14 protein-coding genes are annotated in these 16,118 nt (G+C 48.2%); 12 read left to right on the plus strand and 2 right to left on the minus strand.

Going from position 1 to position 16,118, the window contains the following annotated elements; all coding sequences use genetic code 11:
- The first annotated feature begins 10 nt into the window (after window positions 1–10).
- From OZ656_RS09490 to OZ656_RS09540, 11 genes are read left to right on the plus strand one after another with little or no spacing between them, the layout of a single operon-like run.
- A complete protein-coding gene (locus OZ656_RS09490) occupies window positions 11–613 on the plus strand; it encodes an XrtA/PEP-CTERM system exopolysaccharide export protein (protein ID WP_022991121.1) in 603 nt (200 codons plus the stop codon).
- A 39-nt stretch (window positions 614–652) separates the two neighbouring features.
- Window positions 653–2,170 carry an XrtA system polysaccharide chain length determinant gene (locus OZ656_RS09495; protein ID WP_278350695.1) on the plus strand — a complete coding sequence of 506 codons (1,518 nt, stop codon included), beginning with the start codon at window positions 653–655 and terminating at the stop codon, window positions 2,168–2,170.
- Complete coding sequence (locus OZ656_RS09500; protein WP_226538094.1) at window positions 2,170–3,075, plus strand: polysaccharide biosynthesis protein; 906 nt, start codon at window positions 2,170–2,172, stop codon at window positions 3,073–3,075. The genes OZ656_RS09495 and OZ656_RS09500 overlap by 1 nt, the downstream gene beginning before the upstream one ends.
- Entirely contained in the window at window positions 3,068–4,354 is a 1,287-nt protein-coding gene (locus OZ656_RS09505) for an outer membrane beta-barrel protein (RefSeq protein ID WP_278350694.1), read from the plus strand. The genes OZ656_RS09500 and OZ656_RS09505 overlap by 8 nt, the downstream gene beginning before the upstream one ends.
- 28 nt (window positions 4,355–4,382) lie before the next feature.
- Window positions 4,383–5,282 (plus strand): XrtA system polysaccharide deacetylase, encoded by a 900-nt coding sequence (locus OZ656_RS09510; RefSeq protein WP_278350727.1) that lies wholly within the window; start codon window positions 4,383–4,385, stop codon window positions 5,280–5,282.
- Complete coding sequence (locus tag OZ656_RS09515; protein ID WP_278350693.1) at window positions 5,279–6,436, plus strand: glycosyltransferase family 2 protein; 1,158 nt, start codon at window positions 5,279–5,281, stop codon at window positions 6,434–6,436. Before OZ656_RS09510 ends, OZ656_RS09515 begins: the two co-directional genes overlap by 4 nt.
- Entirely contained in the window at window positions 6,436–7,578 is a 1,143-nt protein-coding gene (locus OZ656_RS09520; RefSeq protein WP_278350692.1) for an acyltransferase, read from the plus strand. The genes OZ656_RS09515 and OZ656_RS09520 overlap by 1 nt, the downstream gene beginning before the upstream one ends.
- Window positions 7,575–8,702, plus strand: coding sequence for a glycosyltransferase (locus OZ656_RS09525; RefSeq protein ID WP_278350691.1), 1,128 nt, complete (start codon window positions 7,575–7,577; stop codon window positions 8,700–8,702). The genes OZ656_RS09520 and OZ656_RS09525 overlap by 4 nt, the downstream gene beginning before the upstream one ends.
- A gap of 14 nt (window positions 8,703–8,716) precedes the next feature.
- Window positions 8,717–10,108 (plus strand): phenylacetate--CoA ligase family protein, encoded by a 1,392-nt coding sequence (locus OZ656_RS09530; RefSeq protein WP_278350690.1) that lies wholly within the window; start codon window positions 8,717–8,719, stop codon window positions 10,106–10,108.
- On the plus strand, window positions 10,109–11,128 hold the full coding sequence (locus OZ656_RS09535; protein ID WP_278350689.1) for a CapA family protein: 1,020 nt from the start codon (window positions 10,109–10,111) through the stop codon (window positions 11,126–11,128).
- Complete coding sequence (locus OZ656_RS09540; protein ID WP_278350688.1) at window positions 11,107–12,183, plus strand: glycosyltransferase; 1,077 nt, start codon at window positions 11,107–11,109, stop codon at window positions 12,181–12,183. Before OZ656_RS09535 ends, OZ656_RS09540 begins: the two co-directional genes overlap by 22 nt.
- Here OZ656_RS09540 and OZ656_RS09545 read toward each other — a convergent pair.
- A complete protein-coding gene (locus OZ656_RS09545; RefSeq protein WP_278350687.1) occupies window positions 12,180–13,382 on the minus strand; it encodes a glycosyltransferase family 4 protein in 1,203 nt (400 codons plus the stop codon). The two genes, OZ656_RS09540 and OZ656_RS09545, sit on opposite strands and share 4 nt — an antisense overlap.
- A 126-nt stretch (window positions 13,383–13,508) precedes the next feature.
- Window positions 13,509–14,870 carry a hypothetical protein gene (locus tag OZ656_RS09550; protein WP_278350686.1) on the minus strand — a complete coding sequence of 454 codons (1,362 nt, stop codon included), beginning with the start codon at window positions 14,868–14,870 and terminating at the stop codon, window positions 13,509–13,511.
- 352 nt (window positions 14,871–15,222) lie between these two features.
- Between OZ656_RS09550 and OZ656_RS09555 the strand changes: the two genes are divergently transcribed.
- Entirely contained in the window at window positions 15,223–16,104 is an 882-nt protein-coding gene (locus OZ656_RS09555) for a glycosyltransferase (RefSeq protein WP_278350685.1), read from the plus strand.
- The last annotated feature ends 14 nt before the right edge of the window (window positions 16,105–16,118 follow it).

Genomic DNA, 16,118 nt, shown 5'->3' on the forward strand with positions numbered 1-16,118 from the left:
TGTGTCCCTCATGGCGGTAGTTTTGGCAACGGGTTGTGCCGGCCCTTCCGCTTCCTCTTCAGAACAGATCCAGCGTGCATTGGCCGTTGATACCCGGGATAGCGTGGATCAGTACATACTGGGCGCAACCGATGTCGTACGGGTTTCTGTGTGGCGCAACGAGGATCTCAGTATCTCCGTTCCGGTTCGGCCTGACGGCAAGATCTCCGTACCGCTGGTAGGCGACGTACAGGCCAGTGGCCGCACGCCCGAAGAGTTGGCCAGCTCCATTCGTACTTCCCTGACTGAGTACATTCGTGAGCCACAGGTGAGTGTGGTTGTGACCTCCATGGGCAGCCATGAATTCACAGACCGGGTGCGGGTAACCGGTGCGGTTCGCCAGCCCATTTCAGTGCCTCACCAGAGCGGCATGACGGTTCTGGATATCTTCCTGAATGCCGGTGGTGCGAACGAGTTTGCCGCGCTGAACAACGCCATGCTGTATCGGAAGCTTGAGAGCGAGGTGGTTGCCATTCCCGTAAAACTGGACGACATCCTTAACAAAGGCCGGGTTGAAACCAACTACGGCATGCGGCCGGGTGACATTCTTACCATTCCAGAGCGCAGTTTCTGAGTGGTTGCAGAGCTAAAAGGTCTGAAGGCGGGTTAGGTTATGGCATTACCGTTATCCCAGTTACCGCAGGAGATCATTCGCGAGGTCCGGGGCCGGAAGGGCCTCGCGTTTCTTGCGTTTGTGATTGTCAGTTTTGCTGTGCTTGGAGCAGGCTTTGTATGGCCCTATAAGTATCAGTCTGAGACCATCATCTTCGTAGACGACCGCAACATCATTGCGCCGTTGATGGAAGGGCGCGCCGTGGCCACGGAGATTAACGACCGTACCTCGGCTGCAAAAGAATTGCTGATGAGCCGGAGCCTGATCGAGAAAGTGGCTTTGGATCCTGAAATTTATCCGGATGCGCCCTCTGACCCGGCGGCACTTGAGTACCGGATTGCGAACATTCGCTCGGGTTTGTCGGTCAGGCCCCGGGGCGACAGTTATTTCAGTATTGGCTTCTCGTCCACTTCCCAGATGGAAGCATTCCGCGTTGCCCAGAAACTGGGGCAGGTCTTTATAGAAGAAACCAAAGACCGTAAGCGGGCCGAAAGCCGCAACGCCTACGATTTCATCGACAAACAGGTTAAAAGCTACGAGCAGCAACTGGCCCAGGCTGAGAACCGGCTCAAGGAGTTCCTCTCTGAAAACACCGATGGAACGGAGCAGGAAGCCAATGCCCGCATGGCGCAGCTTCGTAATCAGCTGGAACTGGCCGAACTCGAGAAAAAAGAACTTGAAACCCGTGCGGCTTCCCTACAGGGCCAGCTTTCCGGTATTCGTCCCACCATTCGCCAGGGTCGAACAGAAGACGCCTACAGAGAGCGGATTCGTATCCTTGAGGAGCGCCTGGACAGCTTGCGGCTGCAGTACCACGATACCTACCCGGATATCGTGATACTTCGGGAACAGCTGGCGGAACTGCGCAAACAACGAGATCAGGCGGCAGAACGGCCGACGGACGTGAGTTCACTTGAGGGCGAAGAAGCTGTTAACCCGCTCTACCAGGAACTGCGGGCAAACCTCTCTACCACGCGGGCGGATATGGCCACCGTGGATACAAGAATTACTTCGCTCTCCCGTCTGCTGGAACAGCAAGCAAAGCGCATGGAACGCATCCAGGCCAACAAGGCCCAGTACTCCGAGCTCACCCGCGACATGGAAGTGAACCGTGAGATTTACGATGACCTGCTCAAACGCCGGGAAAAAGCGCGGGTCTCCATGCATCTCGACATTGAAGGGCAGGGGCTCAACTACCGCATCAATGAAACCGCTCAATTCCCGCGTACGCCTTCTGGCCCGCAATTCTCCATGTTTGCCGCGGCTGGATTGTTTCTGGGGCTGGCAGCGCCCTTTGGTGCCGTTGCCGGCTTACTGCAGGTAGACCCCCGCATTCGTGCCAGGAAGCAGCTGGAAGAAGACATTGGTTTGCCGGTTCTTGTTGAGATTCCGGAGGTACGAACACCCTACGAAAAGCGACGGGATCGAAAGGTTACGTTACTGATCGGGATTTTCGCGGTGCTCACGGTAACAGTGTATGTGACCATCGTTGTGCTAGCTCAAATGGGAGTGATCTGATGCCAGAACAACGAAATGATCGGTCCGGATTTGATCCCGAGGGTTCCCAGAATTCTGGCAATGAGACAACCGGCAGCAGCCCGGCGGGCAGTGAAGAGCATTCCTTTTGGCTGAAGCGCAAGGAGCGTTTGAAACAAGAGCTGGATTTCCGGGATGACGAAGACTCCCGCATGCTGGTGCCAAGTTCTCTGGAACTGGGCCCCGGCGCGGTTGATAAATACGTTATCAGTAAGCAGATCGTGCGTATGCAGGAGCCCAGAAGGCTCACGCAGGACGACCTCGACGAGCGTCGGATTATCTATCCCGAGTCCCGCAACCGCGCGCTGGTCAACCGCTTCCGGGATCTGAGAACCAAGCTGCTGGAGGTTTCCGGAGGCAATAACTTCACTCTGGTCGTGAGCGGTGCCAGCTCTGGCGCCGGTTCCTCGTTTGTAGCCCTGAATCTTGCGGCAGCCTTTGCCTTTGATCAGGCCAAGACGGCTTTGATCATCGACTGCAACCTGCGCGAGCCGTCTTTGCACTCCACGCTGGATGTGATGCCCGAAACAGGCCTGACCGACTTTCTGGATGACCCGGACTACGACATTTCCAGAATTCTCTATCCGACCGGTATTCCCAGGCTGAGGCTGATTCCGGCAGGCAGTCGCCGTGAAACACCGGCCGAGTTTTTTACCTCCTTCCGGATGAAGCAATTCCTGCAGGCAATCCGTCGTCGCTATCCGGACCGTTTCATCGTGCTGGACACGGCGCCGATATCCGAATCTCCGGATGCCCGCATTCTGACCGAACTCTGCGATTACGCCATGCTGGTGGTACCTCACGGCAAGATCACTGCGGCGACGGCCGAACAAGCTGCGACGGCTTTCAATCCGGACAAGTTTGTAGGAGCGGTGATCAATGGCTGATCAGCAGAGGGTAGGGACACCCGTTGCAGTAAAGGCAATACCAGTAATGTTACTGGCTGGTGCCTGCTCGTTCCCCGTTTTTGCGCAAAGTGAGGTTACGTTCGGGCTGGACAGCCGCTTCACCGACAATGCCCGCAAAGCAGATACGAATGAAGACAGCGATTTCGAGACCCGTGCCTACCTTACCGCCGGTTACCAGACAGATCCCGGACGCTGCAACGCTGATTTCCTGGGCACTCTGAGGTATTCCTGGTGGCAGGACGATAGCTTTGACAGCGAGAGCTTCGCGGAAATGGACTTCCAGGGCGATTGCGAGCTCGCCAACCAGCTTTACTGGGAAGTGGACAACAACCTTAGGGTAGTGAACCAGGACACTCGCCAGAGTGACACACCGGACAACCGAACCCGAAAAAACGTGTTCAGCACTGGCCCCAGATACCTCTGGCGTCTGAATGACACCAACTGGCTCAATCTTTCTGCCCGCTACGCCAACACCGAGTACGACGAACCGGAGGAAACGGACAGCGAGCGCTATACCGGTTCTATCGCCTGGAACCACCTGTTCAGTTCAACATTCACCGGGGGGCTGAGAGTTTCCTACAGTCAAACCGAGTTCGACTATGGCGCAGAAGTGGATGTGAATAGTGCCCAGGTTACCTTCGAGAACCGTTGGGCGACCACGTCTCTTTCCGGTTCTGTTGGCGTGAGTGAAATCGAAACGGATTACGCCAATACCAACCAGTCGAGCGATGGGCTGGTAGGCCAGATAAACCTTACCCGGCAAATCAATCCGAGTACCGAATGGTACCTGAATGCCTCAAGGGAGCTGACAGACCGCACGTCCACGCTTGACCTTCGTTTCGGAGAGTTCGAGTTCAACCTCCGCGAAAGCATCACCGTTGAAAACAGCGTTTTGTCGACCGGCATCAACAAGCAGTTTTCCGACGCCTCCTCACTGAATCTTGACCTCTATGCTTATCGCTCGGATTACCTGGAAAGCGACGAGAAAGAAGACAAAGCCGGCATTAATGCCCGCTATTCTCGCCAGTTTTCGGAACTGACCACCGGATACCTGGCGCTGGGCTTCGACCACCTGAGTTATGAACGCGACGACAGCCAGGACGAAGTCGCCCGGCTCGTTCTCGGGGCTAAACACCAGACAACCCGGGATTTGAGTTTGTTGGCCAGGGTAGGGCACGACGCCAAGTCCAGCGATGTTTCCAGCCGGGAATACGATGAGAACTGGGTGTTGGTTGGTCTGGAATACCGACTGCGCTGATCAACACAGGAAGTGTGAGGCTATGGCCATGAAAGAACCGATACAGAACGCCCTGACCATTGATGTGGAAGACTACTTTCAGGTAGCTGCATTGGCAGAGGCTGTTCGCTACGACGACTGGTCCTCCATGGAGTATAGGGTTGAAGCGAATACAGATCGCATTCTCTCGTTATTCGAGAGGGCAGATGTAAAAGCGACCTTTTTTACCCTTGGGTGGGTCGCTGAGCGATCTCCAGAGCTGGTGAAACGGATTGCGGCTCAAGGCCATGAAGTTGCCAGCCATGGTTACAGTCATCAGTTGATCTATAACCAGACGCCGGACGTTTTCAAAGAAGAAACCCGGCGATCGAAGGCTATTCTTGAGGACATTCTCGGTGCGCCGGTAACAGGGTATCGCGCGGCCAGCTACTCCATTACTAACCAATCGCGTTGGGCGCTGGATATTCTTGCCGAGCAGGGGTTTACCTGGGATTCGTCCATCTTTCCAGTGCATCACGATCGCTATGGCATGCCCGGCACGCCACGCTGGCCCCATCGACTGACCACCGATAAAGGCTATGAGCTGGCGGAGTTCCCGCTAAGCACGTTCAAGTTGCCGGGTTACACCCTTCCAATTGCTGGTGGTGGATATTTCCGGCTTTTCCCCTACTGGTTCAGTCGATACGGACTGGGCTCCATTAACCGGGAGGGACGGCCTTTTGTGTTTTACCTTCACCCCTGGGAAGTAGATCCGGGCCAGCCGCGCCTGGATGTAAAGTGGTTCTCCCGCTTCCGCCATTACAACAATCTCGATGTGTGTGAACAGAGATTGGCCAGATTACTGTCTGATTTCCGGTTTACCACCATGAGCCAGGTTCTGGAAAGCGAAGGGGTTCTTGAGCCCTTATCGAACACTCTAGGCTCTCGTTCTGTGGCAGGGATGGAATGATGGTCGCAGTTTTCTGGATATCTTTCCTGTTGTTGGCTTACATCTACTTCGGCTATCCCGTCTGTATCAGACTGCTGGCATCCGCACGCCCCTTGCCCGTAAACAAGAGCGGCGCTTACCAGCCGAAAGTCTCGATTCTTATCGCTGCCTACAACGAGGCTAAAGATATTGAGGCTACGCTCAGGAACAAGCTGGCGTTGGACTATCCCAGGGAGCAATTGGAAATCCTGGTGGTTTCCGATGAGTCAGAGGACGGAACCGACGAGATTGTCCAGGCGGTTGCTGCGGATGCGCCTTTCCCGGTCAAGCTGTTTCGTCAGGTACCCCGTCAGGGTAAAACCGCAGGGCTCAACATGCTCAAACAGCATGCCGAGGGGGATATCCTGGCGTTTTCGGATGCCAACTCCGAATGGGATCAACAAGCCCTTAAAGCACTGGTGAGTAACTTCAACGACCCAGCGGTGGGATACGTAACCGGAAAAATGGTCTACGTGAACCCGGAGGGCGCCCTGATTGGCGACGGCTGCAGCGCTTACATGAAGTATGAGAACTGGCTCAGGGCGCAGGAGACTCTGGTAGGCTCTGTGGTGGGCGTTGACGGTGGCATTGACGCCATGCGTAAAGAACTGCATTCCGAGCTGAATGCCGATCAGTTGCCGGATTTTGTTCAGCCACTCAAAGTGGTTGAGCAGGGGTACCGCGTTGTTTATGAACCTGGGGCGCTGCTCAAGGAAGAAGCGTTAAGCGATGGGGGCAGTGAATTCAGCATGCGGGTGCGGGTAAGCCTCCGTGCACTGTGGGCGCTCAAAGACATGAAACAGCTCATGAGCCCGGCCAACGATCCAGTGTTTGCCTGGCAGCTTATCTCCCACAAGCTGCTGCGCTACGCGGCCTTTGCACCGATGATAACCCTTGCGATTGCTGCCCTTTACCTGGCGCCGGTGAAAGGGTTGTATGCGTTAGCCGCGATAGGGTACGGCCTGTTTCTCTATTTCGCGTGGGCGGGCTATCAAAAAGAGAGCCGGGGGCAATCGCTTTCTACCGTGTATGCCCTGCCATACTACTTCGTATTGTTAAACCTTGCGTCCTTTAAGGCATTTGTCGCCTTCGCCAAGGGCGAAAAGAAGGTTGTCTGGAACCCAAGGAAGGGATAATGGCATTGCCCAACCTGGAAGCCTTGCTGGAGGAGAAAAAACTCCCCGGGCTTGATGGATTTCGAATGGTTGCCGTCATGGCCGTGGTGCTGGCTCACTCAGGGGTAGGCACGCTGTTCTTTTCGGCACGCCATGGCGTGGCTGGCTTCTTCGTTCTGAGTGGGTTTTTGATTACCTGGCTCTTGCTAAAGGAACATGCCAAAACGGGAACCGTTTCATTCAGAAAGTTTTACATGCGCCGGTCTCTTCGCATCTTCCCGGCTTACTACGCCTTCTTACTGGTATCGATTTCGTGGGATTTGTTCCGCGGAAATGACGACATCAAAGAAGCCATAGTCCCCGGCTTGTTCTATTTTATGAACTACCACAACGCGCTGGAGGGACATTCGTCGTCGTCCATTGCGCATGTGTGGTCTCTGGCCATTGAAGAGCAGTTCTATCTGATCTGGCCGATGCTTTTCGTATTTCTGATGAGGCGCGGCCGAGAGTACGCGGTTGCTTTCCTGATTATTGCCAGTTTGGTTGTATTGGCCTGGCGCTCCTATTCCTACACCTACCTCGACTACGGACCATCCTACGCCTACAACGCGTTTGATACGCGATTTGATAACCTGGCTCTGGGATGCCTTTTGGCGTTTCTGGCGCAAAAGCCGCGTTGGCTGTCTGTGTTCAATAGCGTCAGCAGCCGGTTCTGGATGCCTTTTATCCCCTTGGGCCTGTTGTTCCTGTCAAAAGAGTACGGCAGCGGCGATTATGCCTACGGCCCGGCGTTTACGGTTGATGCGTTGTTACTCGCGATTCTATTGCTGCAATTGATCAGGCTCAGCTCAGGGGCTTTCTGGGGCTGGATGAATCACCCTGTGTCGGTCTATCTCGGAGTTATATCCTACCCGATCTATCTGTGGCATGTATGGGGCCTGCAGGCCGGCGACAAACTGTATTTTCTCCCCGAGTGGTTACAGCTCCTGGCTGGCGTGATTCTCAGTGGTGTGCTTGCCTCAGCGTCTTACCATTTTCTCGAAAAACGATTCCTGCGATTAAAGCACCGCTATGAGGTAGTGGGAGCAAAGCCTGGACGCTCACCGAAGGCGGGTAATCCATCCGGAATGGAGAGCCTCGCGGCCAGGGAGCGTTCCAGTTGAAGGTATTGCACCTGATTGATAGTGGCGGCCTGTACGGCGCAGAGCGAATGCTGTTGGCTCTGGTAGCAGAGCAAATCAAGCAGGGGCTGGAGCCCATGATTCTCAGTGCGGGGTATTTGGGGGAAGAAGAGAAGGCAATTGAGCACGAAGCAAAAAGGCTTGGTTTACCTATTCTTGAATGGCGTATGAGTCCGGGCTTGAATTTAAAAGAGGCGCTTAAAATAATTAAATGGTCTGAAAATAATAGAATCAGTGTTTTGCATTCCCATGGATACAAGTTTGATATTTTAGTAGTTATGTCCAAAATGTTTAAAAAAAGAATCCCATTTGTGACAACTATCCATGGGTATGTTGGTTCAAAACGATTCTCAAGAATGTGGGTTTATGAAACCATAGATAAGCTTGTCCTGCCCTATATAGATCGGGTATGCGTAGTTTCCAGTCGCATGTTAGAAATTCCTTTCATAAAAAGGTTGAAAAGCGAACAAAAATACTATGTAGGAAACGGTATTGGAGGGCGTGCTATAAAAGCTTCTAATGAGAAGCTTGATGTTGACTATAAATATAAGTTTATGAATAAAAAGTTCAACATTATCTCAGTCGGAAGGCTCTCCCCAGAAAAGAATTTTTCTACCTTAATCGAAGCGATGGCAGATCATCGTTTAGAACAATTTTCGGTAGGATTGACAATAATAGGCGAAGGCGGGCTGAAAAAAAATCACCAAAACCAAGTTTCAGAATTAGGCCTAGAGAACCGAGTAAATCTATTAGGGTATAGAGATGATGTTGCGGAGATAATGCATCACGCTGACTTGCTAATTATGCCATCGTTAACTGAAGGAATGCCCATCACTTTGCTTGAGGCTATGAGGGAAGGCTTGCCCATCCTGGCATCGTCCGTGGGAAGTATCCCGGATGTTTTAGAAGGTGGGTCTGCCGGCTTTCTCCTGAGGCCAACAACAGATGCGAAGGAGCTCGCAAGTGAAATTCTATTGGTGATAAAAGACGATATAGGAAGAAAACAAAAATCGGAATGGGCGGAATTTATATTTCAGAAAAACTATTCATCTAAAAATATGGCTGACAATTACTTAAAGATTTACGAAAGCCTAAGTGAAAGCTAGGTTAGGAGGTTGTGATGAATAGCAATTTTGAAAAATTGTACTTTATGATGCCTTTCTGGCTCCAGAATATTTTGGTCAGCATATACGGATTAAAATTAAGAAAAGAAAGGTACAGTGTTGATCATGACCTAAAGCTATCTCAGTTGATGAAAAGTGCAAAATTCTCTGAAGATGAAATAAAAAGATACCAGGAAGAACAGTTCGTAGCATTGGCAAGATATGCAGTAACGAATGTCCCTTACTATCGAGAGATAGCTCAGAGAAATGGATTTGATGAGAACGATATTAATAGTATTGATGATTTAATAAGGTTTCCAATTTTAAAGAAATCCACAGTAAAAGAAAGCCCGGAGAATTTCGTTTCTGATGAATATGATGTAGAGAAACTAATATCTCTTTATACGAGTGGTACAAGTGGTACTCCTTTAAAAGTATACTGCAATAAATCTGTGAGATCACAGCATTATGCGTTTTTTACTCGCCTTAGACGTAGTCTTGGGATTGACGAAAAAGGTATAAGGGTAACGCTTTTTGGTAGAATAATAATGAGACCAAATGAAGTGAGGCCTCCCTTTTGGCGGTGGGACTTTTTTAATAGAAATTTGCTGATGTCTTCTTATCATCTATCTGAGAATAACATTATTGAATATTATAATAAAATAAAGCAGGTGGCGCCTTCCGAAATAATTGGATACCCATCGAGCATCTATCAGATTTCTAAGTACATAGTGAATAACAGTCTTGATAAATTGAAAGTAAAAGCTGTTATTACTACCGCTGAGACCCTGATGGACTATCAGAGAAAATCCATAGAGGAGGCTTTCGATGCGCCGGTAATTAATCAGTATGGCTGTACCGAAATGGCATTTTTTGTCTCGGAATGTGAGCATGGATCTCTTCATATAAACCCAGAGCATGGAATAATGGAGATAATTCGTTCAGAAGAGATTCTCAAAAACAAAGGACCTATTGCGGTTACCGGGCTAATTAACAATGTTATGCCTTTAATTAGATATGAAGTGGGTGACATCGTTGAGTTTTCTGAGAAAAAAGATTGTCAGTGTGGCAGCAAATTTCCGATCATTTCAAGAGTTGAGGGTCGTGTCGATGACATTGTCTTCTCAAAGAGTGGCGCTGCGGTTGGTAGATTAGACCCTGTATTTAAAGGTGGCCAAAATATTTCTGAGGCCCAGATTCACCAACTAGCTAACGGCAACATAATCGTGCGAGTTGTGCCCACAGAGTTATTCAGCGATGAGAACGCCGAGTGGATCAAGTACGAATTGAAAAAGCGCGTAGGTGATGGTCTGAATATTGACATCCAAATTGTGCACTCAATTGAGTTGGAAAAAAGTGGAAAGTTTAAATCAGTTATTAGTGAATATAAGCCTCACAGGAGCAGCTAAATGCGCCTAATGTTTGTAGGTGACGTTTGTTTAGGCGAACACTACTTTTCATTCGGTCACGGAGTCAGGTCTGCCTTAGGCCAGCTCTTTAATTCCGATATGAGTGAAGTTTCTGCGTACCTTCATGATGCAGATTACGTTGTTGCTAATCTTGAAGGTCCGGTGTCTAGGATTCCATTTAAAAAAAATGATTTCTCCGACAGGGTTTTTCGTGGTGATATCAACGGAGTAAAGGCATTAAAGGAATTAAATATAAATGTTGCCTGTGTTGCCAATAATCACTCACTTCAACATGGGCCATTGGTATTTAGTGATTGTGTAGATTTGCTAGTTGAAAATAAAATAGCTGTAGTTGGTTTGTCAGATGAAGCCCCATTAATTTTTAATGATGGTGAGGTTTCTGTTGCCATAATATCGGTGTCTGACATTGAAGATCCATTTGATTCAGATAATTCTATTTATGAAGTGTATAATGAAGAACGAATCATAAAAAAGATAAAGTCGGTTAGAAGTAAAGTGGATCACGTTATTTTATTGCTTCATTGGGGAGTTGAAGGCACTACCGAGATAACTGACCGTCAGAAAAACATAAAGAAAGTGATGTTCGATGCTGGCTGTGATTTTGTTATTGGCCACCATAGTCACGTCGTGAGTCATATTGAACGATGTGGTGACCAATTGTTTGCTCCAAGTCTAGGGAACTTCGTTTTTGATTTACCTTGGGAAGATCGATATCGTAAGTCTGGAATTCTTGACATCGAGCTGTCCAAGTCTGGCATTGAACGCGCGTTGTTTTCAAAGTGTATACTTGATCGCAGAGGCTTGCCGACCCGATTTCTTCAGGAGTCTATAGTGCTTTCTGACGGTAGAAATGAGATATATGGTTTTTTTAAATCGAATCTTTTCAATCAGTTCAAAAAATACATGTATTTTTTTGGTCACTTGGGGTTCGGTGATAGACATGCAAAGTTTCGGTTTCTCCGTTGGAAGATTATTTCATGGATAGCAAAAATGAAGTAAGTGTTCTGCATTTTGCCCACTGGGGTGGAAGCGGTATCACCAGTTTGATTAAAGATTTCGTCGAAATGGGAAATGCTTCGGTCGTTCTTCTGAAACCCTACGAACGATTTTATGTGGATTTTTCCCAAGCCGTCGATAAGGTTCAGGTAAATTTTTCGTTACGCAGATCGTTAACGTGCTTGCTAACCCTATTGTTTTTTTATAAGCGTGTGAATCCTAAAATAGTTCACGCTCATTCCCTTGTACCACTATTAATCAGCGCGCTATTTTTTTATCGCTCTAAATTAGTGTTTCACATTCATAATGAATATCCATATTTTGAGGGTAGGTCACTACGTTACTTGTTAAAGCGATTGGCTCTTAGAGTCGTATTCAAAATAAGAGCCATTTCCGTAGTTTCCGTTTCTACCAAAGGCGGGGAACTTGTAAAACAAATAACCAAATCAAACTATACATTGATATTAAATGGAATTGAAGATTCCGGAAGTAGTCGAGCCCCGTTTTTACTGGAACCTGATCAGTTCCGTTTTTTTTCCATGTGCAGATTGGAGCAATCCAAGAACCTGGTCTATGCTATTCGTCTTATAGCTGAATTGAAGGCTATTTCTGGATTCGATGTCCAATACTCGATCTATGGTGAGGGACCCCAAAAGGATCAGTTGACTGATCTGGTTAATTCCTTGGGGGCGGGTGGTTTTATTTTCTTTGAAGGTTTTACGAATACTCCGGACGAAGTCAATTGCGGATTTGACTACTACCTTAGTACATCGTTTCATGAGGGGTTTGGGCTTTCCATATTAAATGCGTTTAGGGGTGGAAATTTGGTTTTTATGTCTCAAACCGGAGAGCTAGTTAATCATGCTGAAGACGGATTTCACTGCTTCTATCTGAGAGGTAATTTAGACTTAGATGTTGAAAGAGTTGGAAGGGTTATGCGACTTGATGTTAAGGAGAAAACCGCTGTTCAGGATAACGCCAAAATTCTTTTCAAGTCGCGATTTCGGAAAAAACAAATGACAAACAACCTACGCAGTTATTACGAAAATTTGATTTAACCTAGCTCTAATGTTTGGATTGCTTCTAGCATATAGCCGGCATCCCTTTGCCAATTATAGGTGCTCTCTACAGCCTTATGGCCATTTGCTCCGAGTTCAGTTCGGAGCTCTGGCGATTTGAGCTTGGCTAGTTTTAGGGCAATATCTTTCGGGTCTTCAGCAATTGCGATTAAACCGCAATTTGCCTCCTCTACAATTCTTTTTATAGGCTTGATGTCGGTGGCAAGTACAGGCAATCCGGCAAGCATATAGTCAAAAATCTTATTTGGTATTGTGTGGGCCCAGTGTTTACATTGTCGGTACGTGAGAGCGCCAACGTTGGCCGACGACATAATTTCTTCTACTCGTTCCTTGCTCAGCCATCCATGAATGGTAACCGAGTTTTCCAGCTTCAGATCAGAAACTAGGCTTTCTAACTTTCTCTTAGCGTGCCCTTTACCAATTATGTCTAACTTAATGACATCCGAGTCATTGCCTAATTTGATAAATTCTGATATTGCTAGTATCAAGGTGTCTAACCCTCTGAGCTCGGTTAAAAAGCCCACATAGACAATAGATATTCGTTCACCGGAGTGGTTTACAAGTCGACCGCCAAACTTGTCAACGGCGGGCGTGTTGCTAACGGTTGTGATTTTGGAAGGGTGGGCTAATTTCTTTTCGATGAGACGATCTCTGGATTCCTCAATCATCACAAAGGTGTGATCGACTTTTCGTAAAACTGATTTTTCGTAACGGCGGGTTAACGTTGGGTTTTTAATTATTTGGTTCACTACAGCATGAAGATTTGAGTCCGGAAATAATGCTGAAGACTCATACATATACGGATATACTTCGGCCATATCGAATATAAGCTTCGTGCCGGAGACTTTAGAGACTATTATGGCGGAACGTATAAGCGGTAGGTCTCTTACAATAATCAGTGAGCTTCTTTTTTTTCTGGTTACTGACCATATCTTATAAATCCATAATGGATTGAACCAAATAGGAGCTTGTAAAAGCTTTGCCAGGATTGCTGGCAGTGTCCTAAATTTAGGAAGCCGATATATTTCAAGTTCATTGATTTTCTCAAAACTAGGTTTTCGTTCCGTATTCTTAGAAATGATACTTACATTAAAGCCAAATGATTTAAGTGTAAGTGCAATCTTTTCAACTCTGACGTCCCACGGATAATCTTCTTTATAAACGATTACTACTTCCACTTCTCAGTCCCTTTGAGTCTGAAGCCGGTGTGTTGTTGCGGCGTTTTTATCCTAAGTAATGATTTTTGAGAATTTCGTTCTAAGCAAAAAATGTAGATTTAGAGTTGATGCATGATAATGAAATATTCATTCTACAGATAGTCCTATCTTTTCAGGAGGTAGCTTGCAATCGCTACATATAGGGTAACCTTGTGTATTTGCGATTCCTTCGCTGTTAAATATATACAGATATGCGCTTTCGATATCTTTCAGGCTTCCTTTTCGAGCGTTAAGAGTGATCTCTCGATCGGTCCATTTTTTTGGCATTTGGAGTTCATAGTGAGTGACTTTCTCCAAAGAGGGAGCGTTTCCAATTACTGCTCTCTGCAATGTCGAGTCAAAATAGATATCATCAATTTGTGACACTTGGAGTTTACCTACTTTTCCGTCAAGCCCGATAAGTGCAGCGGTCGGGCTCCATCGACCAGATGCGTCAAGTGAAGGGTCAAATTTAAACTCTGTGAAAGCCTGACTGTTAACCTTCAATCTAATCAGCCCTTCATCTGTGTCCATTTCGAACTCTAGATGATTCCAACTTCCCCCGACAACGGGAGCTTCAGCCCAATTGACGACTGAACCGATGGTCTGATGCATTTGAGTCCACGAGAAACGAATACCCTCTTTTCCTTGAGGATCCTCCCAAACTCGTAAATACTTCTGGGAACCTGGTGCTTCATAGCCATAACTAGATACACTAATGTGATCTTTTGGAAAGGTTGAGGAGGCTCCGGAGGTCTGGCCCTTTATTATTTTTCCCGCCAACATCTCGGCTTTCGGAGGCTTTTCAGCAAAAACAAGGTTTATCATTCCTTCTTCGTCAATGCCGATGTATTCAGCGATAATTCCCTCGCCAATCACAAGGGTCTCACCTTTTGAAAAGCTTCCCCTGATATTGATTGGATATACGCGCCAGTAGCGTTGTGGTGCATAAGCTGGCTTGAACCACCAAGAGACGTATAGCTGCTTATTGTCGGTGGGCGTATCCCAACCGCTCTCTCCTCCGTATGCCACGGGATTGCCAAGGAAAGACGTATGCCCGACTAAGAGATATTGCTCTGTTGAGTCTTCATGACGAGGGGTGTAAGCCGATGTGACCTCGGGCGGAAATGATCCCCACGCGCCGCTCGCTGCAGTTGCCCATATAGAGTCTTCACCCTTTGAAGCTACCGGGACTTTTTGTCCATCGGTCAGCAACTGATAACTGTTTTCGACTAGCCCGCCTTCGTAGCTTGCATCTACAAAGTCCATCAAAACGGGGGCAGCTTGTTTCTTGTCGCCGAATCCCAGTCCCTGGATAACTATTACTTGCTCGTTATTGTCCGAGGCTTGAATCGTCGCTGAGTGAATTGTCGGCGAGGCGGTAGCGGGTAGGCTCATAGCCGAGAAGATTACGGACGCAAATGTCAAGCCTAGTGATGTTATTCCCGGTTTAACAGCTTTGGAGTTCATGTTGAGGTCACCTCGATTCAATTGCGGGAAGTTAAGAAGTAGAGTACTCCTAACCACTGGGCACTACGTGCGTCGGCTCTCAGTCTTACCCTTCTTAACAATAGTATGACTTTGTTACAGAAATTTACAATGAATGTTGGGTCTGGCGAGAGGCATTGTGATGCCATCAGGTTTTAACGATGGGTTGCGTCAATTAGGTTTGTGGCTAACATCGCTTTTTATCAAGACTGCAGCACGAGATCTTTGTAACACAATGTAAGTTTGGGTAAAGTGTGCGGTGTTATCGGTAGAGGCGGAGACGCTCGTACGTGGGCCCTTTGCAGTTTTTAACCTGTGTGAGTTGAGGTCGTTGATGGACCCCTTGGTTACCGTCCTTACGCCAGCATTCAATCGCGTGTCTTATATCAATGATACCGTTCGGTCTGTGCAATCGCAGACCTACCGAAACATTGAGTACCTCGTGATCGATGATGGCTCAACGGATGGGACGCTTGAGGCGTTAGATAGTTATGCTCGAAAAGGCATCTTGACGCTACTGACACATGAAGATCGTAGAAACCGCGGGCAGGCAGCGTCGTTGAATCTTGGGCTGCGTCAAGCAGCCGGTGAGTATATTGTCATCTTAGACAGCGACGACATTCTCCACCCAGAAAAAATCAGCAAACAGGTAGCCTATCTCGAAAGTCACCCGGACATAGGTATGGTATACGGGCAAGCCATGGCTATCTCGAGTGATGGCAAAGAGCTATTCCCCATTCCCCCAAATGATCATGTTGAGCCGGGAGATCCTAACCGATTGCTACTTGACTGCTATATGGCCCTGCCAGGCGGCGCCATGGTGCGAAAGTCGGTTTTTGATCAAGCTGGTTTTTTCGAGGAGTCGTTCCGGGCAAGCCAGGATCATGACATGGTCGTTCGGATCGCTGAAGTTGCACCGTTTGTTTATCTGCCTGGCATTGTCTTCTATTACCGCAAGCATGCTGAGTCAATCAGCCAGCAGGGGTTAGAGCGTCGTTGGATGGTGGGGTTTGAGATCCTGGCAAGAGCGAAAAAACGTTTTTCCTATCGGAGCAGCACCATTCGCAAACGTAAGGCGCTCTTGCATTTCAGAATGGGACAGGTGCGTTGGTTTCAGCGTAGGCTACTGAGTGCTCTCTGGCACTTTAGTCGGGCTGGGCTGGGTGACCCCAAGAGGTCAATCGCGGTAATCCTGGGTTTCGAAAAAGCCCGCTAACGCTAGAGAGAGCT

The sequence above is a fragment of the Marinobacter sp. LM1 genome, assembly GCF_042763285.1.
GTDB lineage: Bacteria > Pseudomonadota > Gammaproteobacteria > Pseudomonadales > Oleiphilaceae > Marinobacter > Marinobacter nauticus.

Excerpts from the sequence above, each read along its gene's own strand:
- OZ656_RS09490 (WP_022991121.1), top strand. The coding sequence starts at position 11 with ATGGCGGTAGTTTTGGCAACGGGTTGTGCCGGCCCTTCCGCTTCCTCT.
- OZ656_RS09495 (WP_278350695.1), top strand. The coding sequence starts at position 653 with ATGGCATTACCGTTATCCCAGTTACCGCAGGAGATCATTCGCGAGGTC.
- OZ656_RS09500 (WP_226538094.1), top strand. The coding sequence starts at position 2,170 with ATGCCAGAACAACGAAATGATCGGTCCGGATTTGATCCCGAGGGTTCC.
- OZ656_RS09505 (WP_278350694.1), top strand. The coding sequence starts at position 3,068 with ATGGCTGATCAGCAGAGGGTAGGGACACCCGTTGCAGTAAAGGCAATA.
- OZ656_RS09510 (WP_278350727.1), top strand. The coding sequence starts at position 4,383 with ATGAAAGAACCGATACAGAACGCCCTGACCATTGATGTGGAAGACTAC.
- OZ656_RS09515 (WP_278350693.1), top strand. The coding sequence starts at position 5,279 with ATGATGGTCGCAGTTTTCTGGATATCTTTCCTGTTGTTGGCTTACATC.
- OZ656_RS09520 (WP_278350692.1), top strand. The coding sequence starts at position 6,436 with ATGGCATTGCCCAACCTGGAAGCCTTGCTGGAGGAGAAAAAACTCCCC.
- OZ656_RS09530 (WP_278350690.1), top strand. The coding sequence starts at position 8,717 with ATGAATAGCAATTTTGAAAAATTGTACTTTATGATGCCTTTCTGGCTC.
- OZ656_RS09535 (WP_278350689.1), top strand. The coding sequence starts at position 10,109 with ATGCGCCTAATGTTTGTAGGTGACGTTTGTTTAGGCGAACACTACTTT.
- OZ656_RS09540 (WP_278350688.1), top strand. The coding sequence starts at position 11,107 with ATGGATAGCAAAAATGAAGTAAGTGTTCTGCATTTTGCCCACTGGGGT.
- OZ656_RS09550 (WP_278350686.1), bottom strand. The coding sequence starts at position 14,870 with ATGAACTCCAAAGCTGTTAAACCGGGAATAACATCACTAGGCTTGACA.
- OZ656_RS09555 (WP_278350685.1), top strand. The coding sequence starts at position 15,223 with ATGGACCCCTTGGTTACCGTCCTTACGCCAGCATTCAATCGCGTGTCT.